The sequence below is a fragment of the Flavonifractor sp. HCP28S3_F3 genome, assembly GCF_052065355.1.
Classification (GTDB): Bacteria; Bacillota; Clostridia; order Oscillospirales; family Oscillospiraceae; genus Flavonifractor.
The window spans coordinates 15640-37669 of the sequence record NZ_JBQHUF010000019.1 but is presented as its reverse complement, the minus strand read 5'-3'; the positions used below and the strand labels follow the sequence as shown (position 1 = coordinate 37669).

Annotated in this window: 17 protein-coding genes; 10 read left to right on the top strand and 7 right to left on the bottom strand. The window is 60.7% G+C overall.

What is annotated here, in order from left to right; translation table 11 throughout:
• Positions 1–346: 346 nt before the first annotated feature.
• The 6 genes from ACTNB1_RS13835 to dusB form a co-directional block, all read right to left on the bottom strand.
• The gene (locus tag ACTNB1_RS13835; RefSeq protein WP_441170279.1) at positions 347–2425 is read right to left on the bottom strand and encodes an elongation factor G; all 2079 of its coding nucleotides are present in this window, start codon (positions 2423–2425) and stop codon (positions 347–349) included.
• 151 nt (positions 2426–2576) lie between these two features.
• A complete protein-coding gene (locus tag ACTNB1_RS13830; RefSeq protein ID WP_441170278.1) occupies positions 2577–3956 on the bottom strand; it encodes a hypothetical protein in 1380 nt (459 codons plus the stop codon).
• On the bottom strand, positions 3949–4461 hold the full coding sequence (locus ACTNB1_RS13825) for an RNA polymerase sigma factor (protein ID WP_441170277.1): 513 nt from the start codon (positions 4459–4461) through the stop codon (positions 3949–3951). Before ACTNB1_RS13825 ends, ACTNB1_RS13830 begins: the two co-directional genes overlap by 8 nt.
• A gap of 126 nt (positions 4462–4587) precedes the next feature.
• On the bottom strand, positions 4588–5529 hold the full coding sequence (locus ACTNB1_RS13820) for a zf-HC2 domain-containing protein (protein ID WP_441170276.1): 942 nt from the start codon (positions 5527–5529) through the stop codon (positions 4588–4590).
• A 40-nt stretch (positions 5530–5569) separates the two neighbouring features.
• Positions 5570–6166, bottom strand: coding sequence for an RNA polymerase sigma factor (locus ACTNB1_RS13815; RefSeq protein WP_441170274.1), 597 nt, complete (start codon positions 6164–6166; stop codon positions 5570–5572).
• Positions 6167–6205: 39 nt separating this feature from the next.
• A complete protein-coding gene (gene dusB, locus ACTNB1_RS13810; RefSeq protein ID WP_441170272.1) occupies positions 6206–7189 on the bottom strand; it encodes a tRNA dihydrouridine synthase DusB in 984 nt (327 codons plus the stop codon).
• Positions 7190–7304: 115 nt separating this feature from the next.
• Here dusB and rd point away from each other — a divergent pair, with 115 nt between their 5' ends.
• Both rd and ACTNB1_RS13800 read left to right on the top strand, forming a co-directional pair.
• Entirely contained in the window at positions 7305–7463 is a 159-nt protein-coding gene (rd, locus tag ACTNB1_RS13805; protein WP_087342198.1) for a rubredoxin, read from the top strand.
• A gap of 329 nt (positions 7464–7792) precedes the next feature.
• Entirely contained in the window at positions 7793–13006 is a 5214-nt protein-coding gene (locus tag ACTNB1_RS13800; protein WP_441170271.1) for an S-layer homology domain-containing protein, read from the top strand.
• Between the two features lie 62 nt (positions 13007–13068).
• Here the strand turns inward: ACTNB1_RS13800 and ACTNB1_RS13795 are convergent, their stop codons facing one another.
• Positions 13069–14610 carry a putative polysaccharide biosynthesis protein gene (locus tag ACTNB1_RS13795; protein ID WP_441170267.1) on the bottom strand — a complete coding sequence of 514 codons (1542 nt, stop codon included), beginning with the start codon at positions 14608–14610 and terminating at the stop codon, positions 13069–13071.
• A gap of 129 nt (positions 14611–14739) precedes the next feature.
• Between ACTNB1_RS13795 and ACTNB1_RS13790 the strand changes: the two genes are divergently transcribed.
• The 8 genes from ACTNB1_RS13790 to ACTNB1_RS13755 all read left to right on the top strand — a co-directional run bounded on the left by ACTNB1_RS13790 (position 14740) and on the right by ACTNB1_RS13755 (position 21986).
• On the top strand, positions 14740–15450 hold the full coding sequence (locus ACTNB1_RS13790) for a DUF554 domain-containing protein (RefSeq protein WP_441170266.1): 711 nt from the start codon (positions 14740–14742) through the stop codon (positions 15448–15450).
• 263 nt (positions 15451–15713) lie between these two features.
• On the top strand, positions 15714–16490 hold the full coding sequence (locus tag ACTNB1_RS13785) for an enoyl-CoA hydratase-related protein (protein ID WP_441170265.1): 777 nt from the start codon (positions 15714–15716) through the stop codon (positions 16488–16490).
• A gap of 104 nt (positions 16491–16594) precedes the next feature.
• The gene (locus tag ACTNB1_RS13780) at positions 16595–17443 is read left to right on the top strand and encodes a 3-hydroxybutyryl-CoA dehydrogenase (protein WP_441170263.1); all 849 of its coding nucleotides are present in this window, start codon (positions 16595–16597) and stop codon (positions 17441–17443) included.
• A gap of 89 nt (positions 17444–17532) precedes the next feature.
• On the top strand, positions 17533–18696 hold the full coding sequence (locus ACTNB1_RS13775) for an acyl-CoA dehydrogenase (RefSeq protein WP_441170261.1): 1164 nt from the start codon (positions 17533–17535) through the stop codon (positions 18694–18696).
• Between the two features lie 25 nt (positions 18697–18721).
• Positions 18722–19522 (top strand): acryloyl-CoA reductase electron transfer subunit gamma, encoded by an 801-nt coding sequence (gene acrB / locus ACTNB1_RS13770; RefSeq protein ID WP_441170260.1) that lies wholly within the window; start codon positions 18722–18724, stop codon positions 19520–19522.
• A gap of 22 nt (positions 19523–19544) precedes the next feature.
• Complete coding sequence (gene acrA, locus ACTNB1_RS13765; protein ID WP_441170259.1) at positions 19545–20648, top strand: acryloyl-CoA reductase electron transfer subunit beta; 1104 nt, start codon at positions 19545–19547, stop codon at positions 20646–20648.
• A 75-nt stretch (positions 20649–20723) separates the two neighbouring features.
• Positions 20724–21593 carry a DMT family transporter gene (locus ACTNB1_RS13760; protein ID WP_441170257.1) on the top strand — a complete coding sequence of 290 codons (870 nt, stop codon included), beginning with the start codon at positions 20724–20726 and terminating at the stop codon, positions 21591–21593.
• A 120-nt stretch (positions 21594–21713) separates the two neighbouring features.
• Entirely contained in the window at positions 21714–21986 is a 273-nt protein-coding gene (locus tag ACTNB1_RS13755; RefSeq protein ID WP_441170255.1) for a DUF6514 family protein, read from the top strand.
• Positions 21987–22030: the final 44 nt, after the last annotated feature.

The following is a 22030-nucleotide window of genomic DNA, read 5'->3' as shown; positions in this document are numbered from 1 at the left end:
GGAGTTTAACCCCCCCAAAAAAAGAACCCCCCGGGCCAAGGGCGGGGGCTCTTCGCATATCTGTTAGTTGGCTTCTTCCTGCATAGCCTTGGCGGCTTCGATAGCCTTCTCCTGGGCGGCAGGAGGCGCGTCCGTCCCGGCGGAACCTGTTCCGCCGGGAGCCCTCCAGGCGGTATTTCATCTGCTCGGGGCAAGTGAATTGCCCCGGCATCAAGGTTTTGTGCCGTTGGCCCAAAACACTTGAACGGCGCAAAGCGCCGCCCCGTCAATGACGGGGCCCCGAGGACGCGCCTTTGCCGCCTACAAAAAAGCCCCCCGGCATGGCCGGGGGGCTTCTGTATATCTATTAGTTGGCTTCTTCCTGCATAGCCTTGGCAGCCTCAATGGCTTTTTCCTGGGCGGCAGGAGGCGCGTCCTCGTAGCGGACGAAGTGGAAGGTAAAGGAGCCACGGCCCTGGGTCATGGACCGCAGATCGATGGCGTAGCGGCCCATCTCGGCCATGGGTACCTCGGCCTCCACGATCTGGTTGCCCTCGCCGTCGGGGTTCATACCCATCACGCGGCCGCGGCGCTTGTTCAGATCGCCGATGACGTCGCCCATGTAGCTGTCGGGGATGGTGACCTTCAGCTCGCCGATGGGCTCCAGCAGCACGGGGCTGGCCTGAGGCATACCGGCCTTATAGGCCAGCTGCACGGCGGTCTTGAACGCCATTTCGGAGGAGTCCACGGGGTGGTAAGAGCCGTCAAACAGGGTGGCCTTCAGGTACACCACGGGATAGCCCGCCAGCACGCCGTGAACCACGGCTTCGCGCATACCCTTTTCCACGGCGGGGAAGTAGTTCTTGGGCACAGCGCCGCCCACGACCTCCTCGCAGAACTGCAGCTCCTCGGTGTCGCCGGGCTCGAAGCGCATCCAGACGTCGCCGAACTGGCCGTGACCGCCGGTCTGCTTCTTGTGGCGGCCCTGGACCTCCACCTTCTTGCGGATCTTCTCGCGGTAAGCCACACGGGGCTCGGACAGCTCCGCGTCCACGCCGAAGCGGCTCTTCAGACGGGACAGGATTACGTCCATCTGCATATCGCCGGTGCCGGAGACCACCATCTGGTGGGTCTCAGCGTTGTTCACCCAGTTGAAGGTCTGATCCTCCTCGTTGAGGCGGATGAGGCCGGCAGCAATCTTGTCCTCCTGACCCTTGGTCTTGGGGGTGATAGCCACGGAGTAGCAGGGCTCGGGGAAGGGAATGTCCTCCAGCTTGACCACCTTCCGGGGATCGGACAGGGTATCGCCGGTCTTGACCTTATCCATCTTGCCGATGGCGCCGATGTCGCCGCACTCCAGCTCCTTGACTTCCTCGGCCTTCTTGCCCTTCATCACGTACAGGCGGCCCAGCTTCTCGGTGGCGCCGGTGCGGGCGTTGACCATCTGCATGTCGGGCTTCAGGTTACCGGAGAGCACCTTTACATAGGAGTACTTGCCGTACTGGTCGGACACGGTCTTCCAGACCAGGGCGCAGGGCAGAGCGCCGGGGGAGGAGACGAACTCGTCCAGCTCGCCCTTCTCATTCTCGCCCATCAGGGGCCGACCCTCCAGGGGAGAGGGGAGCAGCTCCACGATGATGTCCAGCAGCATACGGGTGCCCAGACCGGTGACGGCGGAGCCGCACACCACGGGGAACAGGGACAGGTCCTTCACGCCTGCCCGCAGGCCCTGGATCATCTCGGCGTAGGTGAAGTCCTCGCCGGCGAAATACTTTTCCATCAGCTCCTCGCTGGTCTCGGCCACAGACTCCTTCAGGGCGTCATACAGCTCGTCCAGCACGGGCTTCTTCTCGTCGGGCACCTCGATCTCCACGCGCTCGCCCTTGGGGCCGGCCTCGAAGGCGCGCTTATGGAGCACGTCGATGAAGCCGATGACCTTCTTGTCGGCGTTCCAGATAGGAGCCGCGACGGGGGCGACATTCTTGCCGAATCGCTCCCGTAGGGTCTCAAAGGCGGCATTGTAGTCGGAGTTGTCCTCGTCGGTCTTGGAGATATAAAGCACCCGGGGCAGCTTGCGCTGCTCGCACAGCTTCCAGGCCTTCTCGGCGCCCACGCTCATGCCGCCCTTGGCAGAGCAGACGATGATGGCGGCATCGGAGACCTGCATGGCCTCGATGACCTCGCCGGAGAAGTCGAAGTAGCCCGGAGTGTCCAGCACATTGATCTTGCAGCCGTTATATTCCACGGGAGCCACCGCGGTGGAGATGGAAATCTGGCGGCGAATCTCCTCAGGATCATAATCGCAAACGGTGTTGCCGTCGACGGGGTTGCCCAGCCGCACGGTTCCGCCGGTCAAATACAGCATGCTCTCCGCCAGGGAGGTCTTTCCGTTGCCACCGTGTCCCAGCAGGCATACGTTGCGGATATTTTGTACGGAATAGCTCATAACTTGTTTCCTCTCCTTACATTTGGAATCGCGGAGCAGTGTGATAAACTGCTGTTGTCCATTATACATGAAACAGAGAGGACTTACAACAAGAATTTTAGAAAAATCGCGCAAAATGCCCCGGCGGCTGTCCGCCGGGGCATTTGGGGGGTCAGGCCAGGGGGACGGTCTCACCGTTGAGGGTGACCGAGACCACCTCGTCAGGAGCGATGGGTTCCGCAAATTCCCACATCACCCAGCCTGCCCGCTGACTCCACACCTCGTCATAATAGGCTGGCGTGAGCACGGTGCCGTCAGCCAGGGTGACGGTGAGGGAGAGCTCTGTGCCGTTGAGCATGCAGGGCTCTTCCTGCCCTTCAGGTGTGGTAAAGTCGGCGCAGACGCTGAGAGGGGAGACGGTGAGCGTATCCAACTGGGCGTCATGGGCCCGGCCGTAGGGCTGCTCTCCATCCTGGGTGTAGGGGAACACCAGCAGCTCTGCCGGAGCGGCGGTGCGCAGGTCCATCACCTCCACCGGAACGGTGATCTCCCAATTTCCATCGATACGGCCGCCTGCCGCCGAGTAATCGGCGGTAAGATAGAGCAAGTCCAGATATTCCAGGGTGTCCGGCGTCAGGCTGGGCAGGCAGAGGTCCCAGCCGCCGTCCACGGCGGTGCAGATGATATCGTCCACGCTTTGTTCCGGCCAGCGGTCCGGGTCCTCCGGGTCGTGCAGGTAGTAGTCAGCCCGGAAAGGACACCCGCCGTCTGTAATGGGAGAGACAGTTTCCTCCTGTGCAAAGCGGATGTGGAAAGATCCGTCGGAGGCGAAGCCTATGGAGGAGATGGAGATATCACCGTCCTGGCCCAGGGCCATGGGGTTCTGATTGGGGAGAAGGACGGCGGCGCCGGTATCGGTGACAACGCTCTCCAGGGTCTCTGTGGGGAGTTCCTCCCGGTCCAGTGCCAGCTCTGCCTGCCGGTGGCCGGGAATAAAATAAGTGGCGTTCAGGCGAATGTGGGTGGGGGGAGAATCCGCCAGGTCGGCGGTGCCCCGGCTGTACACCAGGGCAGCCAGATGCTGCTCCGGGTCGTAGGAGAGTAACTCCAAGCCCTTGCCGCCATTGCCCCAGTCAAACTGTCCGTTGGTCTCCTGGGAGAGGATCAGATCACTTGTGGTGTCTGCATCCAGGGTGTTTCCAGTCAGATCCTCCACGGTAAAGTAGAGCCGGGTAACCCGGGTGTCGGCCAGAGCGGCCTGGACCTCGATGCGGATGCCCTGGTCCTCGCAGGAGCCAAGCACCTGAGCGGCGTAGGGAGCCCGGTTCCCCAGATCCTTCTGAATGACCTGCCAGAGGGTGGGAGCCGCCGCCAGGGCGGTGACGGTGAGAACGGCGGTGGCCGCCAGGGCGGCCAGTCCCCGGCGGGTCAGATGGCGGCGAGGCTTTTGCTTCCCGGTCAGGACAGCCCGCATGGCCGCCTTGGTGTCCGCTACCAGTTTAGGGTCAGGGGAAATTTGGTCCAACTGATTGCGATAGTCCTGCTCAAACACAGGGATTCCCTCCTTCTTCCAAAAAGTTCCGCAGCTGCCGCCGGGCCCGCATCAGGGCCATCCGCACGGCGGACTCCCCCTTGCCCAGCAGAGCGGCGATCTCCGGGCTGGAATAGCCCTCGTAGTAGTAGAGATGGACGATGGTGCGCAGCTCCGGGGACAACCGGTCCAGGCAGGCATTCAAGCCCTCGCTGTCCTCCTCCGGGCCGGGGGCGGAGAGCTTCCCGGCCTCCGTCTCGTCCAGTGACTGGGTTTTGCGGCGGAAGGGATTGCGCCAGTAAGAGTTGGCGCAGTTGACGGTCACCCGGCAGAACCAGGCTTTTTCGTGCTCCTCGTTGTCAAAAACCGGCCGTTTGCTTACCAGCTTGAGGAATACATCCTGAAAAATGTCCTCCGCCGCTTCCTTGCTGCGGGTGCGGGCGTAGGCCAGCTGATAGACCAGCCTGGCGTATTTGTCCACCAATTCCTCCGCTTTGGTGGAAAACTCCTGAGCGGTTCCATCCATTCCGATCTCCCTCCTTTCCAGAGTGGTTGAAAAGGCCTTTCATCTGAAATACGCCGCAGGGACGCCATCCGTCACATCAAGGCATAAAAAAACGCGGGCCGGATGGCCCGCGCTTTTTCTTGCGGCTTACGGTTGTGTGATCTCGCTGCCGTCCAGAGGGACGGTGTAGGTGGCGCAGCTGGCGGTGCCGTCAGGACCGGAGGAGATCTCCTCCACCTGGCAGACCCAGCCGGTGCCGGCCTCGTTCAAACCGATGCAGGTGATAGTGCGCTTGACGCCGTCGTCACTGGGACCGGTCAGTACCCCGGAGCTGTCTGCCGTCAGGCTGTTTGCCGCCCAGCCCAGATGCAGGGCCAGCTTTTCCACGGCCTGAGCCTGAGTCAGCTCCGTTCCGGTGCTGCTGATATCCAGCCCGGTGGTCTCAATGCGCTGCTCGGGGCCCACGGTGTAGGTGTTGGGCTGAGCTGACGGCTCGGCGGACTGCACGGGGGCGGGGGTGGCGGGAGGCACAGTGCCTTCCGTTTCTTGCGTCTCTCCGGTTTTATCCTGAACGGTGGCTTCGCCGTTGTTCTCCAGGTTCCGGGTACCCTTTCCCGGATCGGTGGCGACCTGAGACTGAGTATCGGGCGTCACAGCCGCCGGGGCGGTAATGGTGTCTCCCGCCGTCTCGCCCTGGGCAAAGATGTTCAAACTGTCTCCGGCCGCCGGGGCGTTCTCCGCCCGGGAGGCGGCGCCTTCCCACTGACGCATGGCGCTGCTGCCCACAAATACCAGCACCAGCACCGCCGCCAGGGAGGCCAGAGAGCGCCAGCGCCACTGCTTTTTCTTCCCCTGGAAGGGGGTCACCTTGGACCGGCGGACCTCCGCCATGATGTTATCCTTCAAATCTGCCGGGGGCTGCGCCGCCAGCTTGGGCAGCTCCAGATGCAGCTCCTCAAAGTCGGCCAGGAGCGCCCGGCATGCCGGGCACGCCGCCAGGTGTTCCTCCAGCGCGGCGGACTCCTCCGCCGTCAGAGCGCCGTCCAGCTTGGCGCTGATAAGATCCAGGGCCTGTTCACAATCCAGCATGTCGTTCCCTCCTTCTTGCCGGAACAGGATTCCGGTTGTTTTACTTTATGGACGAAGGATCGTCGAAAAAGTTCCCGCTCTGGATCAAATATTTCCGCAGGGCCAGACGGGCCCGGGCAATGCGGGATTTGACCGTGCCCTCTTCCAGTTCCAGCAGCTGGGCGATCTCTCCATAAGACAGCCCCTCCAGCTCCCGGAGAATGAGGACCTTCCGGTGCTCCTCCGACAGGGCGGCCAAGCCGGCCCGGAGGGTATCCTGCCGTTCCCGCCGCTCCGCCTCCGCATGGGGGGAGAAGCGCTCGTCAGGCAGGTCGGCCTGCTGGTCCTCACCATCGTCATCCAGGGACACCGTCATGGACAGGGTGCTCCGCCGCTTCTCCTTCCGAAGGAAGTCAATGCACACATTGCTGGTCAGCCGGTAGAGCCAGGTGGCAAAGGAACTGTCTCCCTGGAACTTGCCCAGCCCCTTCCAGGCGTTGAGGAAGGCCTCCTGGCACAGCTCCGCCGCGTCGTCCGGGTTGCCCACCATCCGCAGGGCCAGATTGTAAATGCGCCCCTGGTTCTGCTCCACCAGAGCCGCAAAGCAGTCCTCGTCGCCCTGCCGGGCCCGCTGGACCAGCTCCCATTCCGGTTTCATGCCTTCCTCTTCACCTCACTTTCCGATTTTAAGAGGTTCTTACCGCTCCTCGTCTTTCAGATCCCGCTTGATACCTGCTGTTACCTTATAGATATCCTCCATGGTGGATACATGGCTGATCTGTTCCTTGTAATACCCCGCGTAGGGCACTCCCTTGAGGTACCAGGCGTAATGCTTCCTGGCCTCCAGGCAGGCGATGTGCTCTCCCTTGTGGGCGGCGGACAGCTCAAACTGCCGTACCGCCGTGTCGCACCGCACGGCCAGCGGGGGCAGAGGTGGGATCTCCTTCCCCTCCAGAGCCGCCTGGGCACGCTGAAACAGCCAGGGATTGCCGAAGCAGCCCCGGCCGATCATGGCCATGTCCGCGCCGGTATACTTCAGAATATGGACCGCATCCTCCGGCTCAAACACGTCGCCGTTGGCGATGACCGGGATGGACACCGCCTCTTTCACCGCCTTGATATAGTCCCAGTTGGCTTTTCCGGAATACATCTGGGTCTTGGTGCGGCCGTGGACCGCCACGGCGGCCACTCCGGCCTGTTCCATGGCTTTGGCGAACTCCACGCAGTTGATGGAGCCCTTGTCCCAGCCCAGCCGGAACTTCACCGTCACCGGCTTTCCGCCGGCCCCCCGGATCACCGCCTCGGCCACCTTCACCGCCAGGTCGGGGTTCTTCATCAGTCCTGAGCCGTCCCCGGAGTTGGCCACCTTGGGCACCGGGCAGCCCATGTTGATGTCCAGGATGTCCGCCCTGGATACCTCCGCCGCGATGCCCGCCGCCTGCTCCATGCAGGCCGGGTCGCTGCCGAAAAGCTGGGCGGCGGCAGGGTGCTCGCCATCCCCAAGCTTCAGCAGGGGAATGGACTTTTTATCCTGATAGCACAAAGCCTTGGCACTCACCATTTCGGTGATGGTATAGCCCGCACCCAGCTCCCGGCAAATGGTGCGGAAGCCCAGGTCCGTCACTCCGGCCATAGGGGCAAGCGCCAGCTTTGAATTTATAGTGATATTGCCAATTTTCACAATGTACCCTCATATGTTATAAATAATGGCGTAACAAGCGTATCATACCACAAGACCGGACATTCGGCAAGGCTGTTGCCGGTTTCGGCTTAGGATGAAAAAAGGAGTATTTTATATGGATAAGTATGTTTGCGATATCTGCGGCTATATCTACGATCCCGCCAACGGCGATCCTGACAACGGCGTTGCTCCCGGCACCCCCTGGGAGCAGGTGCCCGCCGACTGGGTGTGCCCCCTGTGCGGCGTGGGTAAGGATCAGTTCTCCAAGGAGTAAGCAGCGGATGCGGAAACCCGGCCGGGCGATCAGCCCGGTCGGGTTTCTTTTTTTGTCAGCAGGAGAGGAGAGGGACTTAGAAAAAAGTAATTCGTTCATAAAAAAACTAAGTATTCATTTTTTTAACAACTGACTTAGAAAAACAGTTTCTTGTTTTGCGCATTTTGACTTGCTGAAAAAGCTTTTGGCGGTATAATAATTTTATAAACTCGCTGAACTGTTAAGTCTGGCACAGTCCTGCGCCGGAAAGGAGACACGCTGTTTTTTGTGGCGCCGATGGCCGCGTAACGCGAGACGAGAAATGAAGAAAAAGAGTTGGGAGGTCAAAAATGAACTCATACGGAATGAGAAAGCGCTTTCTTGCGCGGATGCTCGCGCTGGGGATGGTAGTCAGCCTGTGTCCCGCCGGCAATGTATTTGCGGCGGCTGCGGAAACTGCCTCCGTGGATATGAAAGTGGCGGACAGGATTTACGGCTGGGTGACCGATGCTCCTGTGAATAATGGAAACGGAAGCGTTACTCTGGGCATTGTGCCCGCCGGTCAGAGCCAGGCCAAGTCCTATACCACCGAGAAGGTCTACGACATGACCAATGAGGACCTGGAGGGTATGGACGGCATTGACGAGGCCAATGTCCTCCTGACGCGCCTGGGCTATGAAGTGGGCCGCAGCGGGGATATGAGCTTCAAGCCCGGCGTGTTTGCCGAGCTGTGCCTGAACGCCGAGGGCAAGGTCATCGACGCCCGCCGGGTGCTGCAGTCCGGACTGTTCTTTGATACCGCGGAGTACGGCGGTGATCTGACTAAGATCGGCAGCACCGTGATGCACCGGGGCGTGGAGGGCACCGGCATCATGACCGGCGAGGCCGGCGACATGGTGGCCTCCGGTTGGGTGCTAGCCAAGGCCGACGGCACCATCACCCTGGGCGACGGCAACATGGCCACCGAGCTGTTCATCGAGCAGTACAATGTGGCTGACGATGTGAAGGTCTACCAGGTGGATAATGATACTTATGCCTCTACGGAAAAGACCTTTGCCGACATTCCCGTCACCCCTGCCCAGGACGGCGTGATCTATGACACTGCTTCTGAGGACCGCCAGTTCGCCGTAGCGGTTTTCGACAAGGACTACACCGCTTATGACGAGGGTACCGCCAAGGTGGTGGAGATCTACTACTTCAAGGACGCCATTGCGGATGTGAGCAGCTATGTGGGCCTGGTGCCCTCCAGCAACCGCATCGGCTCTGACCTGTCCACTGCCGATCAGGGCAGCCCCAAGCCCCAGTCCGCCCCCTTCCTGACCTCCTCCGTGCCCTTCGCGGTGGTGGATGGCAAGATGTGGTCTACCGGCGACAACGAGGCCCTGAACTACCTGTTCTATGCCACCAACAGCGACGGCAACTACAGCCTGGTCCGCTATGACACCGGCTGGCCCAAGTCCGGCTATCAGTACTGGAAGGCTGACGAGCGGGCGCTGCAGGAGAGCGGCATCGACATGGACAGCCGTGACATCAACCAGGTCCTGCTGAGCCACGGACACTCCGACCACTATGGCACCTCCTTCGACCTGTGGGAGATGATCACCCGTGCCGGCAACACCGCCACGGTCTATGAGACCTATGAGGACGGCGTGGGCTACGACAAGTACGGCTTTGAGGACACCGTGGGCGCTCTGCCCACCACCGAGTACGCCTTCCGTGCCACCATCACCGACTGGTACGAGATGGATCAGTGGCTGGAGCTGGGCGACGGTCTGGCCTGCTATCCCATCCTCACCCCCGGCCACACCCCCGGCGTGGCCTCCGCGGTCTACCAGGTCACCGTGGGCGAGGGCGGCATGAAGGATGCCCACCTGACCTATGACGCCGAGACCGGCGAGCGCACCATTACCGATTATGAAGAGGGCGATCAGCTCTTCTTCGTCTACATGGGCGGCTACGGCATCAACGGCCTGAATAGTCCCTCCAAGGGTTATCTGCGTCCTGCTTTCGTCAGCTCTCTGCGCTACCTCCAGAGCGTGCTGCCCTACCTGGAGACCACTACCGGCCAGCAGGCTGACGGCATCTACAACCTGCCCCAGCACACCAACCAGTTCCCCTACCTGGAAGTGGAGAGCATGCGGGAGATGTACAATGAGATGTACGGCACCGATTACTCCTTCCTGCACTTCCTGCGTGAGGGCGTGGACGAAGTAGCGAACTTCGCTGAGAAGCGTGCCTCCGCCATGCTGTATCGGGCGTACGACGAGAAGTATCAGGAGATGTATGACGAGGCTGACGGTGAGGTCCCCTATATGGAGATCGACGGCGTGGATGTCAAGATCGACGCCACCAACGCCAATCCTGCCAACCTCGTTACCGTGGAGGAGTCCGGCCCCTACAAGCATGAGGAGGGCGAGCACGTCATCCAGATTGCTGAGGACGTGGAGATCATCGTCATGCACGGCTATGATCCCTACCTGAACAAGGGCGGCGTAGAGCCAGGCATCCTGACCAACACCGCCTCTCAGGGCGGCAGCGCCAAGTCCGACTTTGACATGAGCAAGGGCTTCCTGTTTGCCAAGGACGGCTTTGTCACCGATCCCGACGCTTGGTATGTCCAGATCGGCGCCCATGTTATGGACGACTATGACGGCAACGTGTACAGCAACACCGGCATCAACACCGGCAGCAAGTTCACCAGCGGCCCTGTGGAGTCCTTCCACGGCGAGGGCTGGAGCGAGATCATCCGTACCGAGGCCATGACCAAGGAAGAGGCCGAGAAGCTGGCCGCCAGCCTGGAGCAGGGCGCCTACTACAAGGTCAACCTGAAGAAGACCGGCGATATCGTCAATGCCGAGAATGTGATGGAGACCTTCGTGCTTGCCAGCGAGGAAGATATCGAGGCGGCCTACGAGGAAGGCTATGCCAAGCAGCTTCCCACCGTCGACTACATCATCGAAAACTATCCGAAGCTCGATGATTACTACGGCCAGTATGTGGAAGGCTACTACGCCTACAATGACTTTGCAGTGGGTGACACCCTCCGCGATGCCCACTTCTACATCCCTGCCAACTCCGTGTTTAACCAGCCCACCGTGTTCATCGGTGTGCCCAGCGATGAGGAAATTCCCTACAATTTCCTGGACGAGAGCGGCTGGAAGGACCTGGCCGATGAAAAGGGCCTCTACCTCATTACCATGGAAGACGGCGGCGACGGCTGGAGCGAGGACGATATCGCTTACATCGCCCAGCTGGCTGCTGATGTGGGCAAGCGCCCGTTCTTCTGCACCTTCGAGTCCAACTTCTATGCCATCGCCTACGGTGATGCCGCCGACATCCTCCAGAAGCACAGCGTTGACAATCCCAAGACCTGGGCTGCCATCGCCGTCGTTGGCGCTGAGGAGGGAATGACGGCGGAGAAGGTGGAAGAGCTCCAGAACACCGATTCCAAGGTCCCCGGCGTGCCCAAGTCTGAGGTCCAGACCCCGGTTTGGATCGTTGCCGACAGCTCTGCCAACGCCTCCAACATAGAGCGTATGGTCGAGTTCTACCGCAGTGCCAACCACAGCCAGGATACCGCCGCCGGTGAGTCCGCATTTGCTGAAAAGGTTTACCTGCCCATGGAGGGCGGCGATGTGGATGATGAGTGGTGCGCCAATGTGGCCTATGATGAAGACGCCTACTCCGACACCATGCTCAGCAAGGCCTATGCCGAGGCTGTTTACACGGAGCTGTTCGAGGGCATATACCGCTACCCTGGCGATGCCAACGGTGCGCTCCGCCGCCCCGGCGAGATCTTCAGCCGCGGCTTTGAGTACCATGAGGCCGAGGTGCCCGGCGGCTACTACGAGGATGGCAGCGATGTTTATACCCGCGAGTGGTATACCTACGCGCCCGAGAGCGCCCAGGAGAAGATCGATGCCGGCGAGAAGGTCCCTGTGGTGTTCGTGTACCACGGAGCCGGCGGCACCGGCAATGAGATCGCCGACCGCTCCGGCTGGGCCAAGGTCGCTGATGAGAACGGCTTCATCATCGTGATGCCCAGCGCTTCCATCGCGATCACCCCCCGTGCGATCAACAACAAGGTGTTCCCCGACATGCGTCCCGCCTGGAATACCGGTGCAGCCACCGAGACCCGTCCCAGCGATCTTGAGCTCGTCCGCTATATCTACAACTGGATGCTTACCGAGTACGAGTATGCAGACAGCATCGACACTACCCGTATCTATGCCTCCGGCCAGTCCTCCGGCGGTATGATGAGCTGGGCCTGCGCGGCTGAATTGTCTGATATCTTTGCAGCTGCGGCTCCGGTCTCCGCCACCCGTGCTCTTGAGACCGATGATACCGACACCATGATCCCCATCATCGCCTTCATCGGCGAGGAGGACAAGACCTTCCCCGGCGGCTTCGGCAGCGAGGACGGCAAGGCCGCCATCGACTACTGGACCGAGCGCAACAACACGGTTGAGAGCTGGGACGATTACACCTACATGGATGACGACTCCAAGGCACCGGCTCCCGAGGGCCCCGGCGACAAGGATCTCTTCACCAACTACTACTTCTATAACGAGGATGACGTGCCCATGCTGCGGTGCGTCGAGGTCGCTACCAAGACCCATGCCATCTGGCCCAGCGAGTGCTTCACCGCTTGGAATGAGTGGTTCGTCCACTATACCAGAGACGCTGACGGTGTGCTCTATTACGATGGCGTGGCCGTTGAGGACAACTCCGGCTCCAGCAGCTCCGGCGGCTCCGGCGGCGGTGTGACCACCTACACCAACACCGTGGAGAGCACCACCAACGGCACCGTGACCGTCTCCCCCAAGAACGCCTCCAAGGGCGCTACCGTGACCATCACTGTCACACCTGACGAGGGCTACGAGCTGGGCACCCTGACCGTTACCGATGCGAACGGCAACAAGATCGAACTGACCAAGACCAGCGACACCAAGTACACCTTCAAGATGCCTGCCTCCAAGGTCACCATCAAGGCTGACTTTGTAAAGGAGACCCCCGTCAGCACCCTGCCCTTCACCGATGTGGCCGCCGACGCTTGGTACTATGACGCCGTGGCTTATGTGTACGAGAATGGCATGATGACCGGAACCAACGACGGTACCACCTTCAGCCCCTCCATGAACCTGACCCGCGGCATGATGGCCCAGGTGATGTTCAACATTGAGAAGGGTACCGCTCCCGCCGACGGTTCCTTCACCGATGTGGCCGCCGACGCCTGGTACGCCGACGCTGTGAACTGGGCTGCCGCCAACGGTATCGTGGACGGCTACGGCGATGGCAAGTTTGGTCCCGAGGATTCCATCACCCGGGAGCAGATGGCCGTTCTGCTGTACAACTACGCCAAGTTCAAGGGCGAGGACGTGACTGCCACCAGTGATCTGTCCGCCTTCTCCGACGGCGCTCAGGTCTCCGACTGGGCCAACGCTGCCATGCAGTGGGCCGTGGCTGAGGACCTGATCAATGGTTCCAACAACGCCCTCAATCCTCTGGGTACCGCCAGCCGCGCTGAGGTGGCCCAGATCCTGATGAACTACTTCAACAAGTAAGCAGTTCTTCTCCGCAAAATGAAAGCGGCGTCCCACACTCCTGTGCGGGACGCCGCTTTTACTTATACGGCGGCATGCCGAAAAATCCCCCGGAGGGATACCCCCTGAGCCTGAAGGGCGGCCAGATAGAGCACCCCGCCGAACACCGCGCACACTGCCAGGTTGGGTATGTCGGCCAGGCCGTGGCTCTGAAGCACTTGGAACAGCAACCGGACCACCAGAGCCATCAGCAGGGCGGCCAGCCCCGGAGCCACGCACCAGGCAAAGACCCGGGCTTTCAGACCGGTAGCCTTGTGCACGCCCCGCCAGTTGAGCCAGGCGCCCAAGGCGGCGGAGAGCACAAAGCCTGCCACATAGCCCTTCAGCCCCACGCCGGGCAGCCCCATGAGGAAGAAGGTACAGCCCAGCTCCACCACAGCGGCCAGCAGGGCGTTGCGGGCGGCGGCTTTCTGCCGCCCCACTCCGTTGAGGGCGCCGGAGAGTACCGCCTGCCAGCAGGTGAGAGCCACCCCCACCGCCAGAGGAAGCAGGTAATTTCCCACCGCCTCCTCCCGAAAGAGCAGGGTACCCAGAGTGGGACCCAGCACCGTAAGCAGCGCCATGGCGGGGAGCACCAGCAGGGAGGTGGCAAACATGGCCCGGTCCAGACGGCTGCGCACCAGGTCGGTCCGGCCCAGCGCGGCGGCCTGGGCCAGCTTGGGCATCAGGGTGAGCCCCAGAGCCCCGATGAAGGCGGTGGGCAGGCAGAGCATGGGAATGGTCATACCGCACAGGATGCCGAAGGCGCTCATGGCCTGGCTCACCTCCGCCCCCGCCGCCACCAGACGCTGGGGAATGATGACCGCCGTAGCCGACCCCATCAAGTTGCCCAGCAGACTGGTCATCCCCACCGGCAGGGCCAGAGCCGCGATCTTCCGGTCCAGAGACCGCCGCGGGGGGACCGTGCCCGGCAGCCCGGCGGCTTTGTCCAGGCTCCTCCGGGCCAGCAGCAGGAGGGTGAGGGCGGAAAACAGCTCGCAGGCCGTCATGCCCAGGACGATGAGGGCCACTGTCCGCTCCGGATTCTGGGGCAGGAAGAGTACCAGCAGACCCAGCACCGCCGCCGCCCGGATAAACTGCTCGCACAGCTCCACCGCCGCCGGCGGCCGCACGTTCCCCGTGCCGTAGAAGTAGTGCTTGTGGAGATTTTCCACCCCGGTGAGCAAGACACAGGGCAGCAGCAGCACCAGTCCCGTCTGGGTGCGGGCGTCTCCCAGCAGATACACCGAAATCGGATCGTAGCACAGCACGGTGATGACCGCCGCCGGGGTGAACAGCACCAAAAACAGCGTCAGGCAGCGGCGCAGCAGGGCGGAGATAGCCGCCCGGTTGCCGGTGGCATGGTAGCTGGCCGACAGATTGGAAACCGCCGCCGTCAGTCCCACGGCGGTGATGGACATCAGTACGGAATACACCGGCATCACCAGCTGATACAGGCCCATCACTTCCGCCCCGATGAGTCGGGAGAGGAAAATGCGGTAGACGAACCCCAGCGCCTGGGAGCAGATCCCGGTGGCCGTCAGCAGCAGGGTGCCGTATAGCATGGATGTACGGTCTAGCTTCATTGCTGCGCCCCCCTTCGTACCCACTGTATTCCGGTTGGGTTGTCCGCCATACGTCATCCGTTGACAAAAGGAAGAAAAAGGAGTATCATGCTCCTATTAGCGCATTGCATTGCGAAAGTGAGGAAACCTATGATCGCCACCGTCATCAACGTGGTCCTGATCCTCCTGGGGAGTGTACTGGGACTGATTTTTAAAAACCGCATCAGCGCCCGGTTTGCCTCGGGCCTTACCTTTGCTCTGGGCCTGTGCGTGCTGGGCATCGGCATCACCAGTATGATCTCCACGGCGGACAGCCTGTGCGTCATCGTGTGCATGGTGGTGGGCACTTTGCTGGGAGAGGCCATCAACATCGAAAAGCGGATGGACAGCGTGGGTGAGCTGCTCCGCCGCAAGCTCATCCGGGGAGAGGGCAACAACCGCTTCGTGGAGGGCTTTGTCAACGCCTCGGTGCTTTTCTGCGTGGGAGCCATGGCCATCAACGGCTCCATGGAGGCGGGAATGAACCACAATTACGATATCATCATCTCCAAGGCGGTCATCGACGGGGTGACCTCCATCACCTTCGCCGCCGCCATGGGCGTGGGTGTGGCCTTTGCCGCTCTGCCTATCCTGGTCTATCAGGGGGGACTGACCCTGATCTTCGCCGCGGTGGGCCAGGGCATGGATCCGGCGGTGGTCACCGAAATGAGCGCCGTGGGCGGCACCATCATTGTGGGTATCGGCATCAATATGCTGGGCCTGTCCAAGGAGAAGCTGCGGGTGGGCAATATGTTACCGGCGATTTTCCTGCCGCTGGGGTATATCCCGCTGAGCCAGTGGCTGGGCGGACTGATGGGATAGCGCAGCTGGAAAAGTAAGGTCGAATTGGAAGCATTCGTGTCGGATTTGAAAAAGCAAACGGCAGAGTTTGACCATTCTTCTGAGATGCACAAAGCTGGCATTTTGCGGCTTTGTGCATTTCTTACATAATCATTGACAAAAAAATAACACTTTTCTGCCTGCATTTTGCTTGCCTGTTTGGCTGGAAAGCGGTATACTAATTAGGAAAGCCAGTGTTAAAAAAATAACAATAAGGTTTTTACCTATTTTAAGGAGGCAGGGCAATGGGATTTGTTAAGCTGGAAAAGCAGGGTCACGTGGGTATTGTGACCATTGACCGGCAGGAGGCGCTGAATGCGCTGAACAGCCAGGTGCTCAGCGATCTGGACGCGGTCATCGATCAGGTGGCTGCTGACGACGAGATCTATGTTATGATTCTTACCGGCGCAGGCCGTTCCTTCGTGGCTGGCGCTGACATTGGCGAGATGAAGGGCTTCTCCTCCATCGACGGCAAGAAGTTCGGCGTCCATGGCGGCGGCGTGTTCCTGAAGCTGGAGAACATGGCCAAGCCCGTCATCGCCGCTATCAACGGCTTCGCTCTGGGCGGCGGCTGCGAGCTGAGCATGGCTTGCGACATCCGTCTGGCCAGCGAGAAGGCCAAGTTCGGCCAGCCCGAGGTGGGCCTGGGCATCACCCCCGGCTTTGCCGGCACCCAGCGTCTGCCCCGTATCGTGGGCATCTCCAAGGCTATGGAGCTGATCCTCACCGCCAAGGTCATCAAGGCCGACGAGGCCAAGGCTATCGGCCTGGTCAGCGAGGTCTATCCCGCTGAGGAGCTGATGGACAAGGCTCTGGAGCTGGCCAACGCCATCTGCGCCAACGCTCAGATCGCGGTGCAGGAGTCCAAGCGGTGCATCCGTATGGGCATGCAGACCGACATCGCCACCGGTTCCGCCTTTGAGGCTGAGGCCTTCGGCGTCTGCTGCGGCACTGCTGACAAGGACGAGGGCATGGGCGCCTTCCTGGAGAAGCGCGCTGAGAAGCACTTCCAGAACAAGTAAGGAAGCCGCTTAGGTACATTGTACTTATGTGTCCGGTTCTTACCAATCCATCTGATCAAGTTTGGAACATCTTTATTAAAGATATTGAAAAGAGGTTTTCTGCTATGAAAAAGATTGTTGTCATCGGCGGCGGCACTATGGGTCTGGACATTGCCCAGGTGTTTGCCCGCAACAGCTATGACGTGGTGGTGCGCGACATCAACGACACCATCATCCAGGCTTCCGAGGCTCGTCTGAACAAGGGCCTGGACAAGCTGGTTGCCAAGGGCAAGATGGACGAGGCCAAGAAGGCCGACATCCTGGCCCACATGAGCTTCACCACCGATCTGGCTGCCGCTGCCGACGCCGACCTGGTGGTTGAGGCCGCCATCGAGAACCTGGAGATCAAGAAGAGCATCTTTGCTGAGCTGGACAGCATCTGCAAGCCCGAGACCATCCTGGCCTCCAACACTTCTTCCATCTCCATCACCGCCATTGCCGCGGCCACCAAGCGCCCCGACAAGTTCATCGGCATGCACTTCTTCAACCCCGCCACCGTCATGAAGCTGGTTGAGGTCATCCGCGGCGCTCACACCTCCGACGAGACCTGCACCACCATCACCGAGCTGTCCAAGGCCATTGGCAAGGAGCCCGTTGAGGTTAATGAGGCTCCCGGCTTCGTGGTGAACAAGATCCTGGTTCCCATGATCAACGAGGCTGTTGATCTGCTGTACACCGGCGTCGCTTCCGCTGAGGGCATCGACACCGCTATGAAGCTGGGTGCCAACCACCCCATGGGCCCCCTGGCTCTGGGCGACCTGATCGGCCTGGATGTGTGCCTGGCTATCATGGACACTCTGTACAGCGAGACTCACGATCCCAAGTATCGCGCCTCCCTGCTGCTGCGGAAGATGGTCCGCGCCGGCAAGCTGGGCCGCAAGACCGGTATCGGCTTCTACGACTACCGCAAGTAAATATAACCTAAGCGCGCAACGACGGGCGGGAGCCCAAACAACTCCCGCCCGCCCGTTCTGAAATACATATCTTAGGAGGAAGGCAACAAATGGATCTGCACCTTTCCAAAGAGCAGGAAATGCTCCGCAAGATGTACCGTGACTTCGCCGAGAACGAAGTCAAGCCCCTGGCTGAGTGGGTGGACGAGAACGAGGCGTTCCCCGAGGAGACCGTGAAGAAGATGGCCAAGCTGGGCATGATGGGCATCTACTTCCCCAAGGAGTACGGCGGCGCCGGCGCCGACGTGCTGAGCTACGTCATGGCCGTGGAGGAGATGAGCAAGGTCTGCGGCACCACTGGTGTTATCATCTCCGCTCACACCTCTCTGTGCTGCGCTCCCATTTATGAGAACGGCACCGAGGAGCAGAAGAAGTACTACCTGCCCAAGCTGTGCTCCGGCGAGTGGATCGGCGCTTTCGGTCTGACCGAGCCCGGCGCCGGCACTGACGCTCAGGGCCAGCAGACCACCGCCGTGCTGGACGAGAAGGGCGAGAACTGGATCCTGAACGGTTCCAAGATCTTCATCACCAACGCTGGCTACGCCAACGTGTTCGTGATCTTCGCCATCACCGGCGTGTCCACCGACAAGCGCGGCCGCAAGAAGAAGGAGATCTCCGCCTTCATCGTGGAGCGCACCGATCCCGGCTTCTCCGTGGGCAAGCACGAGAAGAAGATGGGCATCAAGGGTTCCTCCACCTGCGAGCTGATCATGGAGGACTGCATCATCCCCAAGGATCGTCTGCTGGGCAAGCAGGGCAAGGGCTTCGGCATCGCCATGAAGACCCTGGACGGCGGCCGTATCGGCATCGCTTCCCAGGCTCTGGGTCTGGCCGAGGGCGCTATCGAGGAGACCATCAAGTACACCAAGGAGCGCGTTCAGTTCGGTAAGCGCATTTCCCAGTTCCAGAACACCCAGTTCCAGCTGGCCGACATGCACGCCAAGACCGAGGCTGCCAAGTGGCTGGTGTACTCTGCCGCTATGAAGAAGCAGAATCACGAGCCCTACACCATGGACGCCGCCATGGCCAAGCTGGTGGCCGCTGAGACTGCCAGCGACGTGACCCGCCGCTGCGTGCAGCTGTTCGGTGGCTACGGCTACACCCGTGAGTATCCCATGGAGCGCATGATGCGCGACGCCAAGATCACCGAGATCTACGAGGGTACCAGCGAGGTGCAGCGCATGGTCATCGCCGCCAACCTGGGCGTGAACTAAACGGAACTGGAGGGAAAATTACGATATGAAATGCATCGTTTGTGTCAAGCAGGTACCTGATACCTCCGGCGTGGTCGCGGTGAAGGAAGACGGCACCATGGACCGTGCCGCCATGGCTACCATCACCAACCACGACGACCTGGCCGCTGTCGAGGCCGCTCTGCGGATCAAGGACGCCACCGGCTGCAAGGTGGTAGTGGTCTCCATGGGTCCTCCGCCCGCCGAGGGCATGCTGCGTGAGCTGCTGGCCATGGGCTGCGACGAGGCCGTTCTGGTCTCCGCCCGTGAGTTCGGTGGTTCCGATACTTACGCCACTTCCCAGATCCTGGCCGCCGCTATCAAGAAGATCGGCGTCGAGGATGACGACATCGTGTTCTGCGGCCGTCAGGCTATCGACGGCGACACCGCTCAGGTCGGTCCCCAGATCGCTGAGAAGCTGGGCCTGCCCCAGGTGTCCTACGTTGCCGAGATCAACGTGGACGGCAAGGCTGTCACCGTGAAGCGTCTGCTGGAGGACGGCTACATGACCATCAAGGTGCAGACTCCCTGCCTGCTGACCTGCGTGAAGGAGCTCAACGACGCCCGTTACATGAGCGTTGGCGGCATCATGGAGTGCTACCAGAAGCCTCTGGAGATCTACAACTATGAGACTCTGAAGGATGATCCCCTGATTGATGTGACCACCATCGGCCTGAAGGGCTCTCCCACGAATGTGTACAAGTCCTTCTCCCCCCCGGTGAAGGGCGCCGGTATGATGATGGAGGGCGCCGACAAGGCGACTGTCGAGAAGCTGGTCTCCATCCTCAACGACAAGCACATTATCTGAGAAGTGAAAGGAGAGCAATCAAATGGCTTTCAATAGTAGCGATACCGCCGCCTTCAAGGGCGTATGGGTTTTCTGTGAGCAGCGCGAAGGCGTGATCATGTCCACCAGCTACCAGCTGCTGAGCGAGGGCCGCAAGCTGGCTAACGACCTGGGCGTTGAGCTGTGCGGCGTGGTGCTGGGCAAGGACATCAAGGAGGATTACCTGAAGGCTCTGGGCGGCTACGGTGCCGACAAGGTTTACTACTGCAACCACGAGCTGCTGGATGTTTACACCACCGACGCCTACACCAAGGTCATCTGCGACCTGGTGGAGGACAAGAAGCCCGAGATCTTCCTGATCGGCGCCACCAACATCGGCCGTGACCTGGGCCCCCGCTGCGCTGCCCGGCTGCACACCGGTCTGACCGCCGACTGTACTCACCTCGACGTGGACGTGGCCAAGTATAAGGAGTTCCTGAAGACCACCTCTACCATCGACGTGGACAACACCGTGTTCGAGGAGAACACCAACCTGAAGATGACCCGTCCTGCTTTCGGCGGTCACCTGATGGCCACCATCATCTGCCCCCGCTTCCGTCCCCAGATGTCCACCGTCCGTCCCGGCGTGATGCAGACCCAGCCCTACGACGAGGCTGGCGCTGCCAAGACCGTGATCGAGAACGTGGACGTGAAGCTGGACAAGTCCGACATCCATGTTGAGGTTCTGGAGGTCAAGAAGGCCGCCAAGAAGCTGGTCGACCTGATCGGCGCCGACGTGGTCGTCTCCGTGGGCCGCGGCATCAGCAAGGACGTTGAGGGCGGCATCAAGCTGGCCGAGGAGCTGGCTTCCGTCCTGGGCGGCGTTGTGGGCTCCTCCCGTGCCTGCGTTGACGCCGGCTGGATCACTGCCGACCACCAGGTCGGTCAGACCGGCAAGACCGTACATCCCCGCATCTATGTTGCTCTGGGTATCTCCGGCGCCATCCAGCACCTGGCTGGCATGCAGGACTCCGAGTGCATCATCGCGGTGAACAAGAATGAGTCTGCCCCCATCTTCGACGTGGCTTCCTACGGTATCGTGGGCGACCTGTACAAGGTCACTCCCATGCTGATCGACGCTATCCGCGCCGCCAAGGCCGCGAAGTAAGATCCCCGATTTATCAAAGCACCGGCCAGATGATCTGGCCGGTGCTTTTCTTTCTGTCAGAGGAAGTGAAGGACGATGTTTGACAAGCATCCCAGAGGGGTTCTGCTGCTGGGTGTATTAGGCGTATCAGTATCCGCCATCCTGGTGCGCTATTCCCAGGCACCCTCTGTGATTACAGCGGTGTATCGCCTGGGCTGGACGGTGCTGCTCCTGCTGCCCATGGTGCTGACCAGATTCCGGGCCGAACTGCTCCGGGTCAAAGGCCGGGACGTGGCGCTGTGTGCCCTCAGCGGTCTGTGTCTGGCGCTGCATTTTCTCACCTGGTTCGAGTCTTTGAAGTGGACCGGCGTGGCGGTGTCCACCGTGCTGGTATCCACCGAGGTCATCTTTACCGCTCTGGGCTTCGCCCTCTTTCTCAAGGGCCGTATCCCGCCTCTGGGGGTGTGGGCCATCCTGCTGGCCTTCGGCGGCAGCGCTCTGCTGGCGGTGGCCGGAGGGGGCGGAGGCGGCCAGCTCTATGGCAATATCCTGGCTCTGGCGGCGGCAATCTTTGTCTCTCTGTATACTTTGATCGGAAAAATACAGAGAGGACACCTTTCTACCACTATTTACACCTTCCTGACCTACGTATTCTGTTTCCTGGCGCTTCTGGTGATGGCAGCGGGCTCCGGCACGCCGCTGGTAGGCTACGGCGGTCGGGAATGGCTCATTGGTCTGGGTCTGGCGGTGCTGTGTACCCTGATGGGACACAGCCTGTTCAGCTGGTGCCTGAAGTACCTGTCTCCCGCTTATGTGTCGGCGGCCAAGCTGTGTGAGCCGGTCTTTTCCGGCGCCCTGGCTGTCCCGCTGTTCGGGGAGATCCCCGCGCCCTTGCAGCTATTGGGCGCGGTTCTGGTGCTGGGTGCGGTGCTGCTGTATACAAAAGCGGAAAAGGACGCGGAATAATACTTTTCGTTATCTCTTCCTCTCCGGCGATTCATGACGAAAATACGGGAACGATATTACTTTACAAATTATTCCAACAATGTATAATTAAGTCATAGAAAGCCGGAAAGGGGAAGGAATATGCGAGAGCTTCTGGTGGATACCTGCCGGGAGACCGGTGAGGACGGACGGTCTCACGGGTACCGCTATTACATACTGGTGGGAGAGATGGCCGTGAGCGGCGGACTGGCCTGCGAGAGCTACGGGGTAAAGGTCGTGGGGGAGGACGGGGAAGAGGCAGCTGTTCCCGATATCACCATCAGCACCAGCCGGATCGACGCTCTGATGGAGCTGCTCATCCGCAACGGGGTCTCCCCAGTGACGCTGCGGGACGTGATTGACGATTGGCTGTGACGCCGTCCCTCCATTGACAGCCCTCCAAAAATCGGCTATGATAA